Annotated in this window: 14 protein-coding genes; 10 read left to right on the top strand and 4 right to left on the bottom strand. The window is 68.8% G+C overall.

Translation table 11 applies throughout. The annotated features are described in order from the left end of the window. The first annotated feature begins 10 nt into the window (after positions 1-10). From panB to pgi, 4 genes are all read left to right on the top strand, one after another. Complete coding sequence (gene panB, locus FG323_RS04950; protein WP_141453348.1) at positions 11-823, top strand: 3-methyl-2-oxobutanoate hydroxymethyltransferase; 813 nt, start codon at positions 11-13, stop codon at positions 821-823. A gap of 45 nt (positions 824-868) precedes the next feature. Then, positions 869-1,711 carry a pantoate--beta-alanine ligase gene (panC, locus tag FG323_RS04945; protein WP_141453347.1) on the top strand — a complete coding sequence of 281 codons (843 nt, stop codon included), beginning with the start codon at positions 869-871 and terminating at the stop codon, positions 1,709-1,711. A 113-nt stretch (positions 1,712-1,824) separates the two neighbouring features. After that, a complete protein-coding gene (gene panD, locus FG323_RS04940) occupies positions 1,825-2,205 on the top strand; it encodes an aspartate 1-decarboxylase (RefSeq protein WP_141453346.1) in 381 nt (126 codons plus the stop codon). Continuing rightward, a complete protein-coding gene (gene pgi / locus FG323_RS04935) occupies positions 2,202-3,719 on the top strand; it encodes a glucose-6-phosphate isomerase (protein ID WP_141453345.1) in 1,518 nt (505 codons plus the stop codon). The genes panD and pgi overlap by 4 nt, the downstream gene beginning before the upstream one ends. Positions 3,720-3,818: 99 nt before the next feature. Here the strand turns inward: pgi and queG are convergent, their stop codons facing one another. Beyond that, complete coding sequence (gene queG / locus FG323_RS04930; RefSeq protein WP_141453344.1) at positions 3,819-4,895, bottom strand: tRNA epoxyqueuosine(34) reductase QueG; 1,077 nt, start codon at positions 4,893-4,895, stop codon at positions 3,819-3,821. Between the two features lie 23 nt (positions 4,896-4,918). Between queG and FG323_RS04925 the strand changes: the two genes are divergently transcribed. The 6 genes from FG323_RS04925 (at position 4,919) to FG323_RS04900 (ending at position 12,328) form a co-directional block, all read left to right on the top strand. Then, positions 4,919-6,394, top strand: coding sequence for an NAD(P)H-hydrate dehydratase (locus FG323_RS04925; RefSeq protein ID WP_141453343.1), 1,476 nt, complete (start codon positions 4,919-4,921; stop codon positions 6,392-6,394). A 29-nt stretch (positions 6,395-6,423) separates the two neighbouring features. Then, complete coding sequence (tsaE, locus tag FG323_RS04920; protein ID WP_141453342.1) at positions 6,424-6,915, top strand: tRNA (adenosine(37)-N6)-threonylcarbamoyltransferase complex ATPase subunit type 1 TsaE; 492 nt, start codon at positions 6,424-6,426, stop codon at positions 6,913-6,915. A gap of 75 nt (positions 6,916-6,990) precedes the next feature. Beyond that, positions 6,991-8,592, top strand: coding sequence for an N-acetylmuramoyl-L-alanine amidase (locus FG323_RS04915; protein ID WP_141453341.1), 1,602 nt, complete (start codon positions 6,991-6,993; stop codon positions 8,590-8,592). Positions 8,593-8,667: 75 nt separating this feature from the next. Continuing rightward, complete coding sequence (gene mutL, locus FG323_RS04910; protein ID WP_141453340.1) at positions 8,668-10,407, top strand: DNA mismatch repair endonuclease MutL; 1,740 nt, start codon at positions 8,668-8,670, stop codon at positions 10,405-10,407. Then, positions 10,407-11,378, top strand: coding sequence for a DUF1684 domain-containing protein (locus FG323_RS04905; RefSeq protein WP_141453339.1), 972 nt, complete (start codon positions 10,407-10,409; stop codon positions 11,376-11,378). Before mutL ends, FG323_RS04905 begins: the two co-directional genes overlap by 1 nt. Further along, the gene (locus FG323_RS04900; protein ID WP_141453338.1) at positions 11,375-12,328 is read left to right on the top strand and encodes a TraB/GumN family protein; all 954 of its coding nucleotides are present in this window, start codon (positions 11,375-11,377) and stop codon (positions 12,326-12,328) included. The genes FG323_RS04905 and FG323_RS04900 overlap by 4 nt, the downstream gene beginning before the upstream one ends. Before the next feature lie 53 nt (positions 12,329-12,381). Here the strand turns inward: FG323_RS04900 and rnfB are convergent, their stop codons facing one another. From rnfB to FG323_RS04885, 3 genes are all read right to left on the bottom strand, one after another. Further along, positions 12,382-12,801, bottom strand: coding sequence for an Rnf electron transport complex subunit RnfB (gene rnfB / locus FG323_RS04895; protein ID WP_141453337.1), 420 nt, complete (start codon positions 12,799-12,801; stop codon positions 12,382-12,384). Positions 12,802-12,856: 55 nt separating this feature from the next. Further along, complete coding sequence (metG, locus tag FG323_RS04890) at positions 12,857-14,920, bottom strand: methionine--tRNA ligase (RefSeq protein WP_141453336.1); 2,064 nt, start codon at positions 14,918-14,920, stop codon at positions 12,857-12,859. A gap of 100 nt (positions 14,921-15,020) precedes the next feature. Beyond that, the gene (locus FG323_RS04885; protein ID WP_141453335.1) at positions 15,021-15,464 is read right to left on the bottom strand and encodes a DUF2147 domain-containing protein; all 444 of its coding nucleotides are present in this window, start codon (positions 15,462-15,464) and stop codon (positions 15,021-15,023) included. Between the last annotated feature and the right edge of the window lie 90 nt (positions 15,465-15,554).

Below are 15,554 nucleotides of genomic sequence, written 5' to 3'. Positions count from 1 at the left end.
ATGCATCCCCATGAGCACCCACGCCGATAGCAAGCCCTGGACCGTTCCCGCCCTGGCCGAGGCCAAGCGGGACGGACGCAAGCTGGTCATGCTGACCGCCTACGACGCCGGTTTCGCCCGGGTCTTCGACGCCAACGGCGCGGACCTGATCCTGGTCGGCGATTCGCTGGGCATGGTGGTGCAGGGGCACGACTCGACCCTGCCGGTGACCACCGCCGATATCGCCTATCACACCGCCGCGGTCGCACGCGGGCTGAACCGCGCGCTGCTGATCAGCGATCTGCCGTTCCAGTCCGATGCCACGCCCGAACGCGCACTGCACGCATCGATCACGCTGCTGCAGGCCGGCGCGGAGATGGTCAAGCTGGAAGGCGCGGGCCACAAGCTGGACGTGATCCGCTTCCTGACCGAGCGCGATATTCCGGTCTGCGCGCACCTGGGGCTGACCCCGCAGTCGGTGCTCAAGTTCGGCGGCTACAAGGTGCAGGGTCGCGACGAAGCCGCTGCTGCCCGCCTGCGTGCCGATGCGCGCGCGGTGGCCGAAGCCGGCGCGGCGCTGCTGGTGCTGGAATGCGTGCCGTCGGCGCTGGCCGCGTCCATCACCGCGGACATCGCCATCCCGACCATCGGCATTGGCGCTGGCCCAGGCTGCGATGGCCAGGTGCTGGTGCTGCATGATTTCCTCGGCCTGGATACCGGTCATCGCCGACCCAAGTTCGTCAAGGACTTCCTGGCCGAAGGCGGCTCGATCGCCGGTGCCGTGCGCGCCTATGCCGATGCGGTGCGCGACGGCAGTTTTCCCGACGCCAGCCACTCCTACTGAGCCGCGCACCGCGCGGCGATCCAGCGGACTTCTGCGGACACCTTCATGCTAGAAACCATCACCGAACTGCACGATCTGCGCGCCCGCGTCAGGCAATGGAAACGCGAGGGCCTGAAAGTCGCGCTGGTGCCGACGATGGGCAACTTGCATGCCGGTCATTACTCGCTGGTCATGCTGGCGCGGCAGTACGCCGACCGGGTGGTGTCCAGCGTGTTCGTCAATCCGACCCAGTTCGGTCCCAACGAGGACTTCACTCGCTACCCGCGCACGCCGGAAGCGGACATGAGCGGTCTGGAAGGCGCGGGCTGCGATGTCCTGTGGCTGCCCACGGTGGAATCGATGTATCCGTTCGGCGTGGAACTGGCGGCCAAGGTGCACGTGCCCGGTGTCAGCAGCCTGCTGGAAGGCGCGCATCGCCCCGGCCATTTCGATGGCGTATGCACGGTGGTGACCCGCCTGTTCAACCAGGTGCAGCCGGACCTGGCCGCATTCGGCAAGAAGGACTACCAGCAACTGGCGGTGATCCGGCAGATGGTGGCGGACCTTGCGTTTCCGATCGAACTGCTGGCCGGCAGCATCGTGCGCGAGAGCGACGGGCTGGCGATGAGTTCGCGCAACCAGTACCTGTCGGCCGACGAGCGCCCGCGCGCCGCAGAGATCCGCCGGGTACTGACCGAGATGCGCGATGGCGTCGTCGCCGGCCGCCCGCGCACGGAGGTCGAGGCCGCCGCCGCCCGCCAACTGGTGGACACCGGTTTCGCGGTGGACTACACCACGGTGCGCCGGCCCGACCTGAGCGAGCCGGTCGACGGCGAACCCGGTCCCCGGGTCGCGCTGATCGCCGCGCGCCTGGGCCGGACCCGGCTGATCGACAACCTGGAATGGTGAACGCGGCGCCCGCCGCCCGCTTTGCCTCCCGCGCGGCGCCTCCCGCCGCATGCACGTCCGCCGCCCGCGGCCGCTGCTAAACTTCCGCTTCCTCCGTGGTCCGTTCCCCCGCCATGCAACTCAGCCTGCTCAAGACCAAGATCCACCGCGCCACCGTTACCCACGCCGAACTGAACTATGAAGGCTCGATCGCCATCGACGGCCTGTTGCTGGACGCCAGCGGCATCCGCGAGTTCGAGCAGGTGCACATCTGGGATGTCACCAACGGTGCGCGTTTCTCCACCTATGCCATCCGCGCCGACGAAGGCAGCGGGATCATCTCGCTCAACGGCGGCGCCGCGCGGCACGTGCAGATCGGCGACCTGATCATCATCGCCGCGTTCGCCGGCATGAGCGAAGAGGAAGCCGAACGCTTCCAGCCCAAGCTGATCTATGTGGACGGCAGCAACAGGATCACCCACACCAACCACAGCATTCCCAAGCAGGCCGCATGAGCCAGACACCGGGTTTCGACGCATTGCAGTCCCACGCCGCGCGTCTGCGCGGGCAATCCCTGCCGGCGCTGCTGGCGCAGGATCCGGCGCGTGCCAACGACTTCGCGCTGCGTCATGGTCCGCTGTACTTCAACTTCGCCCGCCAGGGCTATGACCGCGAGGCGCTGTCGGCGCTGGTCGCACTCGGCGAATCGCGGGATCTGCAAGGCGCGTTCCGGCGCCTGTTCGACGGCGAGAAGGTCAACGTCACCGAAGGCCGCGCCGCATTGCATACCGCGCTGCGCGGCAATCACTCCGGTGCCGCCGTCGCGCGCGAAGCCTTCGCCACCGCCAGCGCGGTGCGCGAGCGCATGGCCGCGCTGATCGCGGATCTGGAAGCCAGCGATGTCACCGACATCGTCAGCGTGGGCATCGGTGGTTCCGATCTGGGCCCGCGCCTGGTCGCCGATGCGCTGCGCGGCCCGTTGCCGGGCCGTTTCCGGGTACATTTCCTTTCCAATGTCGACGGTGCGGCCGCCCAGCGCGTGCTGGCGCCGCTGGATCCGCGCAGGACCGCGGCGATCCTGATTTCCAAGACCTTCGGCACCCAGGAGACCCTGCTCAACGGCGGCATCCTGCGCGACTGGCTGGGCAGCAGCGAACGCCTGTACGCGGTCAGCGCCAATCCGGAGCGTGCCGCCGCCGCGTTCGCGATCGACGCGGCACGGGTGCTGCCGATGTGGGACTGGGTCGGTGGCCGCTACTCGCTGTGGTCGGCGGTGGGCTTGCCGATCGCGCTGGCCATCGGCTTCGAGCGCTTCGAGGCGCTGCTGGCCGGCGCATCGGATTTCGACGCGCATGTACTGAACACCGCGCCCGCCGACAACATCGCGGTACGCCACGCGCTGACCGCGATCTGGAACCGCAATGCGCTCGGCCACGCCGCGCACGGCGTGATGACCTACGACCAGCGCCTGGCGCTGCTGCCAGCCTACCTGCAGCAACTGGTGATGGAGAGCCTGGGCAAGTCGGTGAAACTCGACGGCAGCCCGGTCGGCGTGGAAACCGTGCCGGTGTGGTGGGGCGGTGCCGGCACCGACGTGCAGCACAGCTTCTTCCAGGCGTTGCACCAGGGCACCGGCATCGTGCCGCTGGATTTCGTCGGCACCGTCCGCAACGACGATCCCTATGCCGAGAACCACCTGGCGCTGATGTCCAACCTGCTGGCGCAGACCGAGGCGCTGGCGAACGGGCAGGGCAGCGAGGATCCGCACCGCGCCTATCCGGGCAGCCGTCCGAGCACGCTGATCCTGCTCGATGCCTTGACCCCGCAGACGCTGGGTGGCCTGATCGCCATGTACGAGCACAGCGTGTATGCGCAGTCGGTCCTGTGGGGCATCAACGCCTTCGATCAGTTCGGCGTCGAACTGGGCAAGCAACTGGCCAACGGCCTGCTGCCCGCACTGAAGGGCGAAGCGCAGGCCAACGACCCGGTCACCCGGGTGCTGCTGGACGAGTTGCGCAAGCGCGGTTGATTTCTCCGCGGCGACCTTCTGTCTTGTGGGAGCGACGTCAGTCGCGAAATTCTGGATGTCCGATTCGCGACTGACGTCGCTCCCACAGGGCACGCCGGCTCATTGCACCCCATGCCGCCGCAGCGCCCACGCCACGTGCTCGCGCACCAGCGGCGAGGGATCCTCGCGGCGCGAGGCCAATGCCGCCAGCACGTCCGGCGTGGCCGGCGCGTTGCCCAGCGCGACGGCGATGTTGCGCAGCCAGCGCTCATGGCCGCTGCGGCGGATCGCCGAACCTTCCGTGCGCCGCAGGAATTCGGCTTCGTCCCAGGCGAACAGCTGCGGCAGCGTCGCGGTATCCAGATCGTTGCGGGCGCGGAAATCCGGTTCGTCATGGCGCTTGGCGAACTTGTTCCAGGGACAGACCAGCTGGCAGTCGTCGCAACCGAAGATTCGGTTGCCCATCGGCACGCGCAGATCCTCGGGAATCGCGCCGTCGTGCTCGATGGTCAGGTAGGAGATGCAGCGACGCGCATCCAGCCGATAGGGCGCGGTGATCGCCTGGGTCGGGCAGACCTCGATGCAGCGCGTGCAGGTGCCGCAGTGCGCGCTGGCGGGCGCGTCGATGGGCAGCGGCAGGTCGACGTAGATTTCGCCGAGAAAGAACCAGGAGCCGCCGTCCTTGTCGATGAGGCAGGTGTGCTTGCCGATCCAGCCGAGCCCGGCGTTGCGTGCGAGCGCGCGTTCCAGCACCGGCGCCGAATCCACGAACACCCGGTGGCCGAACGCGCCGACTTCCTGCTGCAGGCGTTCGGCCAGCCGCTGCAGGCGGTTGCGCATCAGCTTGTGGTAGTCGCGTCCCAGCGCGTAGCGCGCCACATAAGCGCGTTCGCCGTCGGCAAGCGTCCGCCAGGCGTCGTCGCTGTCGTTACGGCCGTAATCCAGTCCCACCGAAATCACCCGCAGGGTGCCGGGCAGGAGTTCCTGCGGCCGGCTGCGCTTGTCGCCGTGGCGCGCCATCCAGTCCATCGACCCGTACAGGCCCTGCGCCAGCCAGTCGCGCAGATGGTCCTCGTCCGGCCCCAGTTCGACGCCGGCGATGCCGCAGCGCTGGAAACCGAACCCCCGCGCCAACTCGCGCACCCGGGCGGCGAGCGCGGCGGGATCCGGAAGCGTGGTGGGTGCGGTGGCAGGCATGCGACAAGTATAGAATCGCCCGCATGTCCGGCAGCTTTCCCCTGTACGACACCACCGCCGCGCGCGAACTGGACGCGCGCGCCACCGCCCGGCTCGGCGGCGATTCGCATGCCCTGATGCTGCGGGCGGGACAGGCGGCCTGGCGGCACCTGCTGGATCACTGGCCGCGGGCCCAGCGCCTGGTGGTGGTGTGCGGACCCGGCAACAACGGCGGAGACGGCTACGTGCTGGCGCAACTGGCGCAGCGCTCCGGGCACGTGGTCACGGTGGTGCACCTGGACGAGCACGTGCCGCGCACGCCGTCCAGCCAGCGCGCCTGTACCGACTACATCGCCGCGGGCGGACGCATCGAACTGCATGGCGGTGGACCGCTGCCGCCCGCCGACGTGGTGGTCGACGCCTTGTTCGGCATCGGCCTGTCGCGTGCGCCGGATGCGGGTTCCGCGCGCCTGATCGAGGCGATCAACGCGCAGGGCGCGCCGGTGTTCGCGCTCGATGTTCCCAGCGGCGTGGATGCCGATCGCGGACACGTGCCCGGCGTGGCGGTGGTGGCCTCGCGCACGTTGCAGTTCATTGCCGAGCACGTGGGACTGCGCACCGGCCAGGCGCTGGAATACACCGGCGCGTGCGCGCTGGACGAACTCGAAGTCGAGGACGAAACCTTCGCCGGTGTCGCCGCCGCCGCCAGCGGGCTGGGCGCGGAAGCGCTCGCGCGCTGGCTGTTGCCGCGCCGGCGCAATACCCACAAGGGCGAATCCGGCCGGGTGCTGTGCATCGGCGGGGATCACGGCAGCGGTGGCGCGATCGCGTTGTGCGCGGAAGCGGCGCTGCGTGCCGGCGCCGGCCTGCTCCGCGTCGCCACCCGCGAACGCCACGTCGCGCCCCTGCTGGCACGTCGGCCGGAAGCGATGGTGCGCGCAGTCGAATCCGGCGAGGAACTGGCACCGCTGCTGACGCAGGCCGATGTCGTCGCGCTTGGCCCCGGACTGGGGCAGGACGACTGGGGACGCGGGCTGTTCGAACTAGTGCTGCGGGCGCAACCACCCTGCGTGCTGGACGCCGATGCCCTGAACCTGCTGGCCGCGCATCCGCACGAACTGCGCGACGCGATCCTGACGCCGCATCCCGGTGAAGCGGCGCGCCTGCTGGGCGTGGACACGCGCGAGGTGCAACAGGATCGCTTCGCCGCCGCGCACGCGCTGGCCGAGCGTCATCGCGCGGTGATCGTGCTGAAGGGCGCCGGCACGATCGTTGCCGCGCACGGCGAAATATCCTGTGTTGTTGATGCGGGCAATCCGGGCATGGCCGTGGGGGGCATGGGCGATGTGCTGACCGGCATCATCGCCGCGCTGCGCGCGCAGGGATTGCCCGCGTTCGACGCGGCGCGCGCGGGCGCGCTGCTGCATTCGCTGGCGGGCGATGTTGCCGCTGAAGAAGGCGAACGCGGCCTGCTGCCTTCGGATCTGATGCCGATCGTGCGGCGGCTTGCCAATCCCTGAGCAGGCGCGGCGAAGGCTAGAATCGCGGTATGGAATCCTTGTCCCTGTTCCTTTCCGACAGCGAAGCGACCGACGCGCTCGGACGCGCGCTCGCGGCCACCCGGCCGGCCAGCGCCGTGGTCCACCTGCAAGGCGATCTGGGCGCGGGCAAGTCCACCCTGGCGCGCGCATTGCTGCGGGCCTTGGGCGTGCAGGGCGCGATCCGCAGCCCGACCTATACCCTGGTGGAGCGTTACCCGATCGCCGACGGCGAAGCCTGGCACCTGGACCTGTACCGCATCGGCGACGCGGGGGAACTGGATTTTCTCGGCCTGGACGAAGGCACGGCGACGCTCTGGCTGGTCGAATGGCCCGAGCGTGGCGGCGCCGGCCTGCCCGCCTGCGACCTGCGGGTGCGGCTGGCGGTTGAGGGGGATGGTCGCGCGGTCACGCTGGAAGCCACGGACGACGCCGGGCAAGCGTGGCTGGCGCGCCTGGAAAAAAGTGCCCAGTTGCCTCGATCACCTGTCCCGACGGTGTAGGAAGATCCGGCAGGTCACGGATTATTAAGGGAAAACTTCTTGCATTCCTCGGCGGTTGGTGCTTGAATCCGCCGCATGTCCCCGGGGAAACCTCCATTTCGACGCCTCCGCATCGCCGCTCTCGGGTTGGTGATGGCTTCGGCGTGCGCCGGAACGGCCTCCGCCGGCGAGGTCAGCGCGGTCCAGCTGAGCAACGGCGCGACCGGCACCCGGGCTGAAATCCACCTGCAGGGCAAGGGCGAGTTCAAGACCCTGGCGCTGCATGGGCCGGAGCGCCTGGTGGTCGACCTGCCGGCCTCCAACGCCACGCGTGGCCTGAAGCTGCCGGCCGGACAGGGCATCGTCACGGCGGTGCGCACCGGCCAGCCCAATCCGGGCACATTGCGGGTCGTGTTCGATCTGGCCGGCCCCGTCACCGCGCTCAAGCCACGCGTGGAGGCCGCTGAAGGCGGTGCGCGCCTGGTCATCGAGTGGCCGGGCGATGGCCCCGCCGTCGCCAAGACGCCCGCCGCGGGCACCCCTGCATCCGCACCGAACAATGCGACGAACCCGGCGACGGCGATACCGCCGCCGACCGCGTCGACGCCTTCGGCCGGCCAAGCCACCGCCGCATTGGCGGCACAGGTCGCGCAGCAGGCCAATGCACCGGCCACCACGGCGACGACACGTCCGGCCGAGCGCGCGCCGTCGGTATCGACGCCTTCGCCATCGCCGCAGGCCATCCTCAACGGGCAGGCGACCGCGCAGGTTGCACCGGCCCAGCCGAATGCCGCAGGCATGACGCCCGGCGGCGTTCCGTACACCATCGCCACCGGCAAGCCGGCCACGCCGGCGCCGGAGGACGTGGCTTCGACGGTCGCGCCCGCGCCGCAGGAACCCGTGCCGCGGGTCGGCATGCGCGCCGGCATGCGTCCGCTGATCGTGGCCATCGACCCCGGCCACGGTGGCCAGGATTCGGGTGCCGTCGGCCAGGGCGGCACCTACGAGAAGAACGTCGTGTTGGCGATCGGGCGCGAACTGGCGCGCCAGATCAACGCCACGCCGGGCATGAAGGCGTACATGACCCGCGACAGCGATGTCTTCATCCCGCTCAACATGCGCGCCCGCAAGGCCCGCGCGGCGGGCGCCGACATCTTCGTGTCGATCCATGCGGACGCCGCGGAAAACCGTTCGGCGCGGGGTTCCTCCGTGTACGTGCTGTCCCTCAAGGGCGCGTCCTCGCAACGCGCACGCTGGCTGGCGGACAAGGAAAACGCCTCCGACCTGATCGGCGGCGTCGCCCTGCAGAAGGTCGACAACACGCTGGGTTCGGTGCTGCTGGACCTGGCCCAGAGCGGCCACATGCGCGCTTCGGAAGATGCCGCCAACCATGTGCTCGACGGCCTGAAACGGGTCGGCAACAACCACAAGCCGAACATCGAACGCGCCAACTTCGCGGTGCTGCGCACCTCCGACATGCCGTCGATGCTGGTGGAAACCGCCTTCATCTCCAATCCGGACGAGGAAAAGCGGCTGAAGGATCCGGCCTACCAGCGCAAGGTGGCCGCGGCCGTGCTGGATGGCGTCAACACCTACTTCACCCGCCAGCCGCCGCCGGGCACGCTGTTCGCCGCGCGCGCGCAGGCCGAAGCCGAGGCACGCAGTGCCGCTGCGGGCGGAGCCGCCGGCGCGCCCTGAGCGAGCACCGCGTCGGGCCATCGCTCGGCTATCATCCGCACTGACTTCCCGCGACGGCGAACACGCCGCCCCGACGTGCCGATCCGCCAACTGCCCGACACCCTCATCAACCAGATCGCCGCGGGCGAGGTGGTGGAGCGCCCGGCGTCGGTGGTCAAGGAACTGGTGGAAAACGCGCTGGACGCGGGGGCGCGGCGCGTGGACATCGATCTGGAAGAAGGCGGCATCCGCCTGATCCGGATTCGCGACGATGGCGGCGGCATTCCGGCCGCGGAACTGCCGCTGGCGATCTCGCGACATGCCACCAGCAAGATCGCGTCGCTGGATGATCTGGAAGCCGTCGCTACCCTGGGGTTTCGCGGCGAGGCATTGCCTTCGATCGCGTCGGTGAGCCGTTTCCTGCTGACGTCGCGACGCATCGATGACGCGCATGGTGCGGCATTGCGCGCGGATGGCGGCCAACTGGGTGAAGTGGCGCCGGCGCCACATCCGCCCGGCACGACCGTGGAAGTGCGGGATCTGTTCTACAACGTGCCCGCGCGCCGCAAGTTCCTGCGCGCCGGGCGCACCGAACTGGGGCACATCGAGGAGTGGCTGCGTTCGCTCGCGCTGGCGCGGCCGGAAATCGAACTGCGGGTCGGGGTGGACGGCAAGCCGGCGCGCCGCTACCGGCCGGATGGCACCGATCCGCTGGCACGGGTGCGCGAGACCCTCGGCGACACCTTCGTGGAGCAGGCGCTGCGCATCGAGCATGCCGCCGCCGGCCTGCGCCTGCATGGCTGGATCGCGCAGCCGCAGTATTCGCGCGCGACTGGGGATCAGCAATATCTGTACGTGAATGGCCGCGCCGTGCGCGATCGCAACATCGGCCATGCGGCCAAGAGCGCGTACAAGGACGTGCTGTTCCATGGACGCCAGCCGGCCTACGTGCTGTTCCTGGAACTGGATCCGACCCGCGTCGACGTCAACGTGCATCCGGCCAAGCATGAAGTGCGTTTCCGCGACGCACGGCTGATCTACGACTTTGTCCTGCGCACGCTGCACGAGGCATTGGCCGAAACCCGCGCGACGATGGCACGGGCGCTGGCGATGCCGCAGGGCGCCGATGGCGTGCATGCGTTGCCGGCGGTGGCGCAGGTGCGCGAGGCACGCGCGTTCTACGAAGCCCTGTACGGCGAGCATGGCGCGTTGCCGTCGCAACCGGCGATGCCGCCACTTTCACCGACACTGGACGGCGAGGTGCCGCCGCTGGGATTCGCGGTCGCGGTGCTGCACGGTCGTTATCTGCTGGCCCAGGACGCGCAGGGCATGGTCCTGCTCGACCTGCCGGCCACCCACCGCCGGTTGATGCTGGCACGCCTGCACGCGGCGCGCGCGGGCATCGGATTGCACGCACAGCCGTTGTTGTTGCCGCTGGAACTGGAGGTCGATCCGGAAGCGGCGCGATGGGGTGCGCGGCATGCGGCATGGCTGGCCTCGCTGGGCCTGTCCGTCGAACCGGCGGGCGAGACAGGCCTGCGCCTGCGCGCGGTTCCGGCGCTGCTGGTGGACGCCGACCCGGAAGCGCTGCTGCGCGATGTGCTGGCGGCGGTTGGCGGCGATGGTGCACGGGAATCGGAAGACGCGCGCGTGGAGCGCTTGCTCGCGGTGATGGCCGGCCACGGCGTGCCCGCGCCGCGCGGCATGACGCTGGCGGAAATGAATGCCCTGCTGCGCGAGGTCGAACGCATCGACGCCGGCGACGGCGAGGCGGGTGCGCTCTGGCGTCGGTTCGGGCTTGCCGAAATCGAACGTGGATTCAGTCGGGGGACGTGATGGGAACTTGGCGACAATTTGCCTGCGTGGCTGGGCTGCTGTTGCTGGCCGCATGCCAGCGCGATGCGACGGATGAAAATGGGAGCAATGCGCCGCTTAAGGTGCAGGATCCCGCTTTCATGGCAGCCGAGGATCAGTGGCGCGCGCAGCGGCGCGAGGAACTGCTGAAGCCTGACGGCTGGACCAGCCTGGTCGGCCTGCACTGGATCCAGCTGAAGGCGCACTACATTGGCAACGGCCCGGACAGCGGCATCCGCCTGGCGGTCGGCCCGGCCAGGTTGGGCATGCTGTCCGACGAGGAAGGGCGCATCCATTTCACCCCCGAGCCGGGCGTGGCGGTGACGTTCAACGGCCAGCCAATCAGCGCCAAGGTGGAAGTCCCGAGCGATCACGACGAGTCGCCCGGTGTCATCGGCTTCGACGACGGCAAAGGATGGTTGACGGTGATCGAACGCGGTGGCCGCCACGCGCTGCGGGTGAAGCACGCCGACGCGGAAAGTCGGGTGCGGTTCGCGGGCCTGAAGTACTGGCCGGCGGCCGCGGACTGGAAAATCCAGGCCCGCTTCGTGCCGCATCCGCCGGGCAAGACGATCCCGATCGTCGACATCACCGGCACCACCACGCCGTCGCCGAACCCCGGTGCGGTGGAGTTCGAACGGGATGGGCGCCGTTATAGGCTCGAAGCGCTGGGCGAGCCCGGCGGGGAACTGTTCTTCGTGCTGGCCGACCGCACCAGCGGCCATGGCAGCTATCCGGCCGGCCGCTTCCTGGACGCGCCGCCGGTCGTCGACGGCAAGGTCTGGCTGGATTTCAACCAGGCCTACAACCCGCCCTGCGCATTCACGCCATTCGCGACATGTCCGCTGCCGCCTCCGGAAAACCGCCTGGATCTGGCGATCAGCGCCGGTGAACAGACCTACAAGCTGGCGCCCGCGGCGACCGCGCGCCCCTCACAGAAGGCCACGCAATGAATCAGACACCTCGCGGAAAGAAGATGCGCCGGCTGCGCGCCATTGGCCTGGCCGCGCTCGCGGCGGTTGCATTCCCGGCATTCGCCGATGCGCCAAAATCGCAGGCCGAAGCGCCGGTGCCCCTGCTGTGGAAGGTGTCCGACAGCGACAACGCCGTGTATCTGCTCGGTTCCTTCCACATGCTCAAACCCGCGGACTATCCGCTGGCGCGGGACGTGGACGGCGCTTTCGCGGACGCCGAGTCGGTGATGTTCGAATTGTCCCCGGACGAAATGGGACCGGCGCTGTCCACCCGGATGATGCAGGCTGCGCTGCGCAGCGACGGCAAGAGCCTGCGTGATGATCTGGACGAGGCCACCTGGACGAAGCTGGAGGCCTATGCCGCCAAGAACGGGATGCCGGTGGCCAATCTCGCCGCGTTCAAGCCCTGGTTCGTCGGCTTGACCATCAGCGTGACCGAGATGATGCGGCAGGGGCTGGATCCCAAGATCGGCCTGGACGCGCACTTCATGGAACAGGCCAAATCCGCCGGCAAGCCGGCCAGCGGTCTGGAGCAGGCCCTGGATCAGATCACCCTGCTGGACGGCATGGACGCGGTGGAGCAGCGGCAATTCCTCAAGGAGGTCCTGGACCAGGCGGAGAAGGGGCCCGGCCAGACCGAGAAACTGCATGCGGCCTGGCGGCGCGGCGACGCCGCGATGCTGTGGGAGGAGATGGCCGCCGAAATGAAGCGCGAGTATCCGCGTCTGTACCAGCGCATCAACGTCGATCGCAACGACAACTGGGTGCCGAAGATCGAAAAGCGGCTCACCGAGTCCTCCAGCGATGACACGCTGGTGATCGTGGGAGCGCTGCACCTGCTGGGCAGCGACGGCGTGGTCGAGAAGTTGCGTGCGCGCGGCTACCAGGTCGAGCGCATCTGCTCGGCGTGCAAGGCGCCGCAGAAGTAACGGTAGAAGTAATCTGGATACGCGCGGATATCCGCGCACGATGAAAACGCCGGCTAAGCGGCCGGCGTCATCACGATGCAGTCGACCGGACAGGCCGGCACGCAGAGTTCGCAGCCGGTGCACAGCGGATCGATGACCACGTGCATGTGCTTGGCGCCGCCGATGATGGCATCGACCGGGCAGGCCTGGATGCACTTGGTGCAGCCGATGCAGTCGGCCTCGACGATGACCGCGACCGCCGGCGGCTTGTGTTCGCCACGCGCGCGGTCATAGGGAAGCGCGGGACGGTCGAGCAGCCGCGCCAGCGCATGCGCGCCGGCGTCGCCGCCGGGCGGACAGCGATCCACGTCGGCCTCGCCGCGCGCCATCGCCTCCGCATAAGGCCGGCAACCGTCGAAACCGCACTGGCCGCACTGGGTCTGAGGCAGCAGCCTGTCCAGGCGTTCGACCAGTGCGGGCGTGGCGTGGTTCATGCGAGGGCGGGGCGAAGCAGGAGGCCTGCGGAGGCAGTCTGATCGCGGAGCCGGCTCAGCGAACCGGCATGCCCGGCTGCGCGCCGCTGTCGGCGTCCAGCAGCGCCAGCGCACCGCCATCGAAGCCGGCCGACAGGATCATGCCTTCGCTGAGGCCGAAGCGCATCTTGCGCGGCGCCAGGTTGGCGATGAACACCACGTTGCGGCCAACCAGTTTCTCCGGCTCGCCGTAGCTGGCGCGGATACCCGAGAAGATCTGGCGCTTGCCCAGATCCCCCGCGTCCAGTTCGAAGCGCAGCAGCTTGTCCGAACCATCGACGAACTCGCAGGCCAGCACCTTGCCGATGCGCAGATCGAGCTTGGCGAAATCGTCGATGCCGATGGTGGCGGGCGCCTCGCCGGCGATTTCCACCTTGGCGGGCGTGGCAGGCGCGGCGGCCTTGGCCGGTGCCGGCGCCGCGGTCGGGGCGAGGGTTTCCTTGGAGGCTTCGGTCATGGCGTCGATCAGTTTCGGGTCAATGCGGGTAAACAGTGCGGTGTACGGCTGGATGCTCCGGCCGGTGAGCGGCGCATCCAGATCCGGCCAGGCGGTGACGGGCGAGGCGAGGAAGGCTTCGGCCTGGTCCGCGGTGCGCGGCAGCACCGGCTTGAGCGCGGCGGCCAGCACGCGGAACAGGTTCAGGCCCTGGGTGCAGACCGCCTGCAACTCGGCGTCGGCGCCTTCCTGCTTGGCGATCACCCACGGCTTCCGGTCGTCGATGTAGCGGTTGGCTTCGTCGGCCAGCGCCATGGTGGCGCGGATCGCGGCCGCCGGATCGTTGCGCTCGTAGGCTTCACGCACCGGTGCCAGCGCGGCCACGAAGCGGTCGTACATCGCGGCATCCGGCAGCGTGTCGGCCAGCCGGCCGCCGAAGCGCTTGTCGATGAAGCCGGCGCAGCGGCTGGCCAGGTTGACGAACTTGCCTACCAGATCCGCATTCACCCGCGCGGTGAAGTCGCCCAGGTTCAGATCCAGATCGTCGACGCCGCCGGAGGATTTGGCGGCGTAGTAGTAGCGCAGCGCCTCGGCTTCCAGGCCGACATCCAGGTAGGTGCGCGCCTTCACGAAGGTGCCGCGCGATTTGGACATCTTGGCGCCGTCCACGGTCAGGTAGCCGTTCACATGCAGGCGGGTCGGCGCGCGATGGCCGGTGCCGTGCAGTACCGCCGGCCAGAACAGGCCGTGGAAATTGACGATGTCCTTGCCGATGAAGTGGTGGAGCTCGACGTCGGTACCGGCGCGCAGGTGGGCGTCGAAATCCAGGCCCTGCTGTTCGCACAGCACCTTGAAGCTGCTCAGGTAGCCGATCGGCGCATCCAGCCAGACATAGAAGTACTTGCCCGGCGCGCCCGGAATACCGAAGCCGAAGTAGGGCGCGTCGCGCGAGATGTCCCACGCGCGCAGGCCGCCTTCGGCATCCAGCCATTCCATCAGCTTGGCCTTCACGCCCGGCAGCGCCACGTCTCCTGCCAGCCATTCGCGCAGGAAGCCTTCGAAACGGCCGACCTCGAAGAAGAAATGTTCGGAGTCGCGGATTTCCGGCGTCGCCCCGGACAGCACCGACTTCGGTTCCTTCAGATCGGTCGGCGCGTAGGTCGCGCCGCAGACCTCGCAGTTGTCGCCGTACTGATCCGGCGAACCGCAGTTGGGGCAGATGCCCTTGATGTAGCGATCCGGCAGGAACATGCCCTTGGCCGGATCGTAGAACTGGGCGACGTTGCGACGGGCGATGTGGCCGCCGGCATCGAGCTTGGCGTAGAAGGCTTCGGTCAGCTCGCGGTTGATCGCCGAGTTGGTGGAATCGTAGTGATCGAACGCCACGCCGAAGGCGGCGAAATCGCGCTCGTGGCCAGCCTGTACGTCCGCCACGAAAGCTTCCGGCGTCGTGCCCGCCTTCTCCGCCGCCAGCATGATCGGCGTGCCGTGGGTGTCGTCGGCGCAGACGAAATGGGTGGTGTTCCCGGCCAGGCGGCGGGCACGGACCCAGATGTCGGCCTGGATGTAGCCCACCAGATGACCCAGGTGCAGCGGGCCATTGGCGTAGGGCAGGGCGGTAGTGACGAGGGCGGTGCGGCTCATGGCGGACGGCTTGCGGGGAGTCGGCCATTATCGCATGGCCCAAAAAGGACAGCCCGGCGGGGCCGGGCTGCGGTTGGTGCAAGCGGTTGACCCGCCTTGCCTATTCGCGCTGCCAGGTCTGCGCACGGCAGATGAAGGCGATGCAGCCGGACACGTCCAGCTTCTGGCCGCCGGCCTGCAGTTCCATCTTGGACTTGTAGGTCTTGCCGTTGGCCGGATCCAGGATGGTGCCGCCGCTCCATTCGTTGGCGCCATCGGCCTTCAGGCCCCACAGGATCACCATGCCCTTGACCGGCTTGTCCTTGCGATCGCCGGTGCACTTGTCGCAGGTCGGGTTGGGGCCGCGATCCGAGTGCAGTACGTCGACCACCTTGCCGGCCAGCGAGCCATTGGTGGTGGTGTAGATCTCCACGATCGACTTCACCTTGCCGGTCTTGTCGTCGATGGTCTTCCAGCGGCCCACCGCGCCGTCGGCGGCGGAAGCGGCCAGGGATGCCGCCAGCAGCGGCAGGGCCAGCAGGGTGGCGGTCAGGATCTTGCGCATGTTCCCCTCCCAGGGAGTCTTGGACGAACCGGCGGAACCCGCCGGAATGGCCTCCTTTATACCGCATCCGCTGGCGTATGGAAGCGGCGG

Origin of the sequence: Pseudoxanthomonas sp. z9 (assembly GCF_006542425.1) — a bacterium.
Taxonomy (GTDB): Bacteria; Pseudomonadota; Gammaproteobacteria; order Xanthomonadales; family Xanthomonadaceae; genus Pseudoxanthomonas_A.
This window is presented reverse-complemented; position numbering and strand designations above follow the sequence as displayed.

What these genes read in the sequence shown, in the direction of transcription:
- panB (WP_141453348.1), top strand. Translation starts at nt 11, where the DNA reads ATGAGCACCCACGCCGATAGCAAGCCCTGGACCGTTCCCGCCCTGGCC.
- panC (WP_141453347.1), top strand. Translation starts at nt 869, where the DNA reads ATGCTAGAAACCATCACCGAACTGCACGATCTGCGCGCCCGCGTCAGG.
- panD (WP_141453346.1), top strand. Translation starts at nt 1,825, where the DNA reads ATGCAACTCAGCCTGCTCAAGACCAAGATCCACCGCGCCACCGTTACC.
- pgi (WP_141453345.1), top strand. Translation starts at nt 2,202, where the DNA reads ATGAGCCAGACACCGGGTTTCGACGCATTGCAGTCCCACGCCGCGCGT.
- queG (WP_141453344.1), bottom strand. Translation starts at nt 4,895, where the DNA reads ATGCCTGCCACCGCACCCACCACGCTTCCGGATCCCGCCGCGCTCGCC.
- FG323_RS04925 (WP_141453343.1), top strand. Translation starts at nt 4,919, where the DNA reads ATGTCCGGCAGCTTTCCCCTGTACGACACCACCGCCGCGCGCGAACTG.
- tsaE (WP_141453342.1), top strand. Translation starts at nt 6,424, where the DNA reads ATGGAATCCTTGTCCCTGTTCCTTTCCGACAGCGAAGCGACCGACGCG.
- FG323_RS04915 (WP_141453341.1), top strand. Translation starts at nt 6,991, where the DNA reads ATGTCCCCGGGGAAACCTCCATTTCGACGCCTCCGCATCGCCGCTCTC.
- FG323_RS04905 (WP_141453339.1), top strand. Translation starts at nt 10,407, where the DNA reads ATGGGAACTTGGCGACAATTTGCCTGCGTGGCTGGGCTGCTGTTGCTG.
- FG323_RS04900 (WP_141453338.1), top strand. Translation starts at nt 11,375, where the DNA reads ATGAATCAGACACCTCGCGGAAAGAAGATGCGCCGGCTGCGCGCCATT.
- rnfB (WP_141453337.1), bottom strand. Translation starts at nt 12,801, where the DNA reads ATGAACCACGCCACGCCCGCACTGGTCGAACGCCTGGACAGGCTGCTG.
- metG (WP_141453336.1), bottom strand. Translation starts at nt 14,920, where the DNA reads ATGAGCCGCACCGCCCTCGTCACTACCGCCCTGCCCTACGCCAATGGC.
- FG323_RS04885 (WP_141453335.1), bottom strand. Translation starts at nt 15,464, where the DNA reads ATGCGCAAGATCCTGACCGCCACCCTGCTGGCCCTGCCGCTGCTGGCG.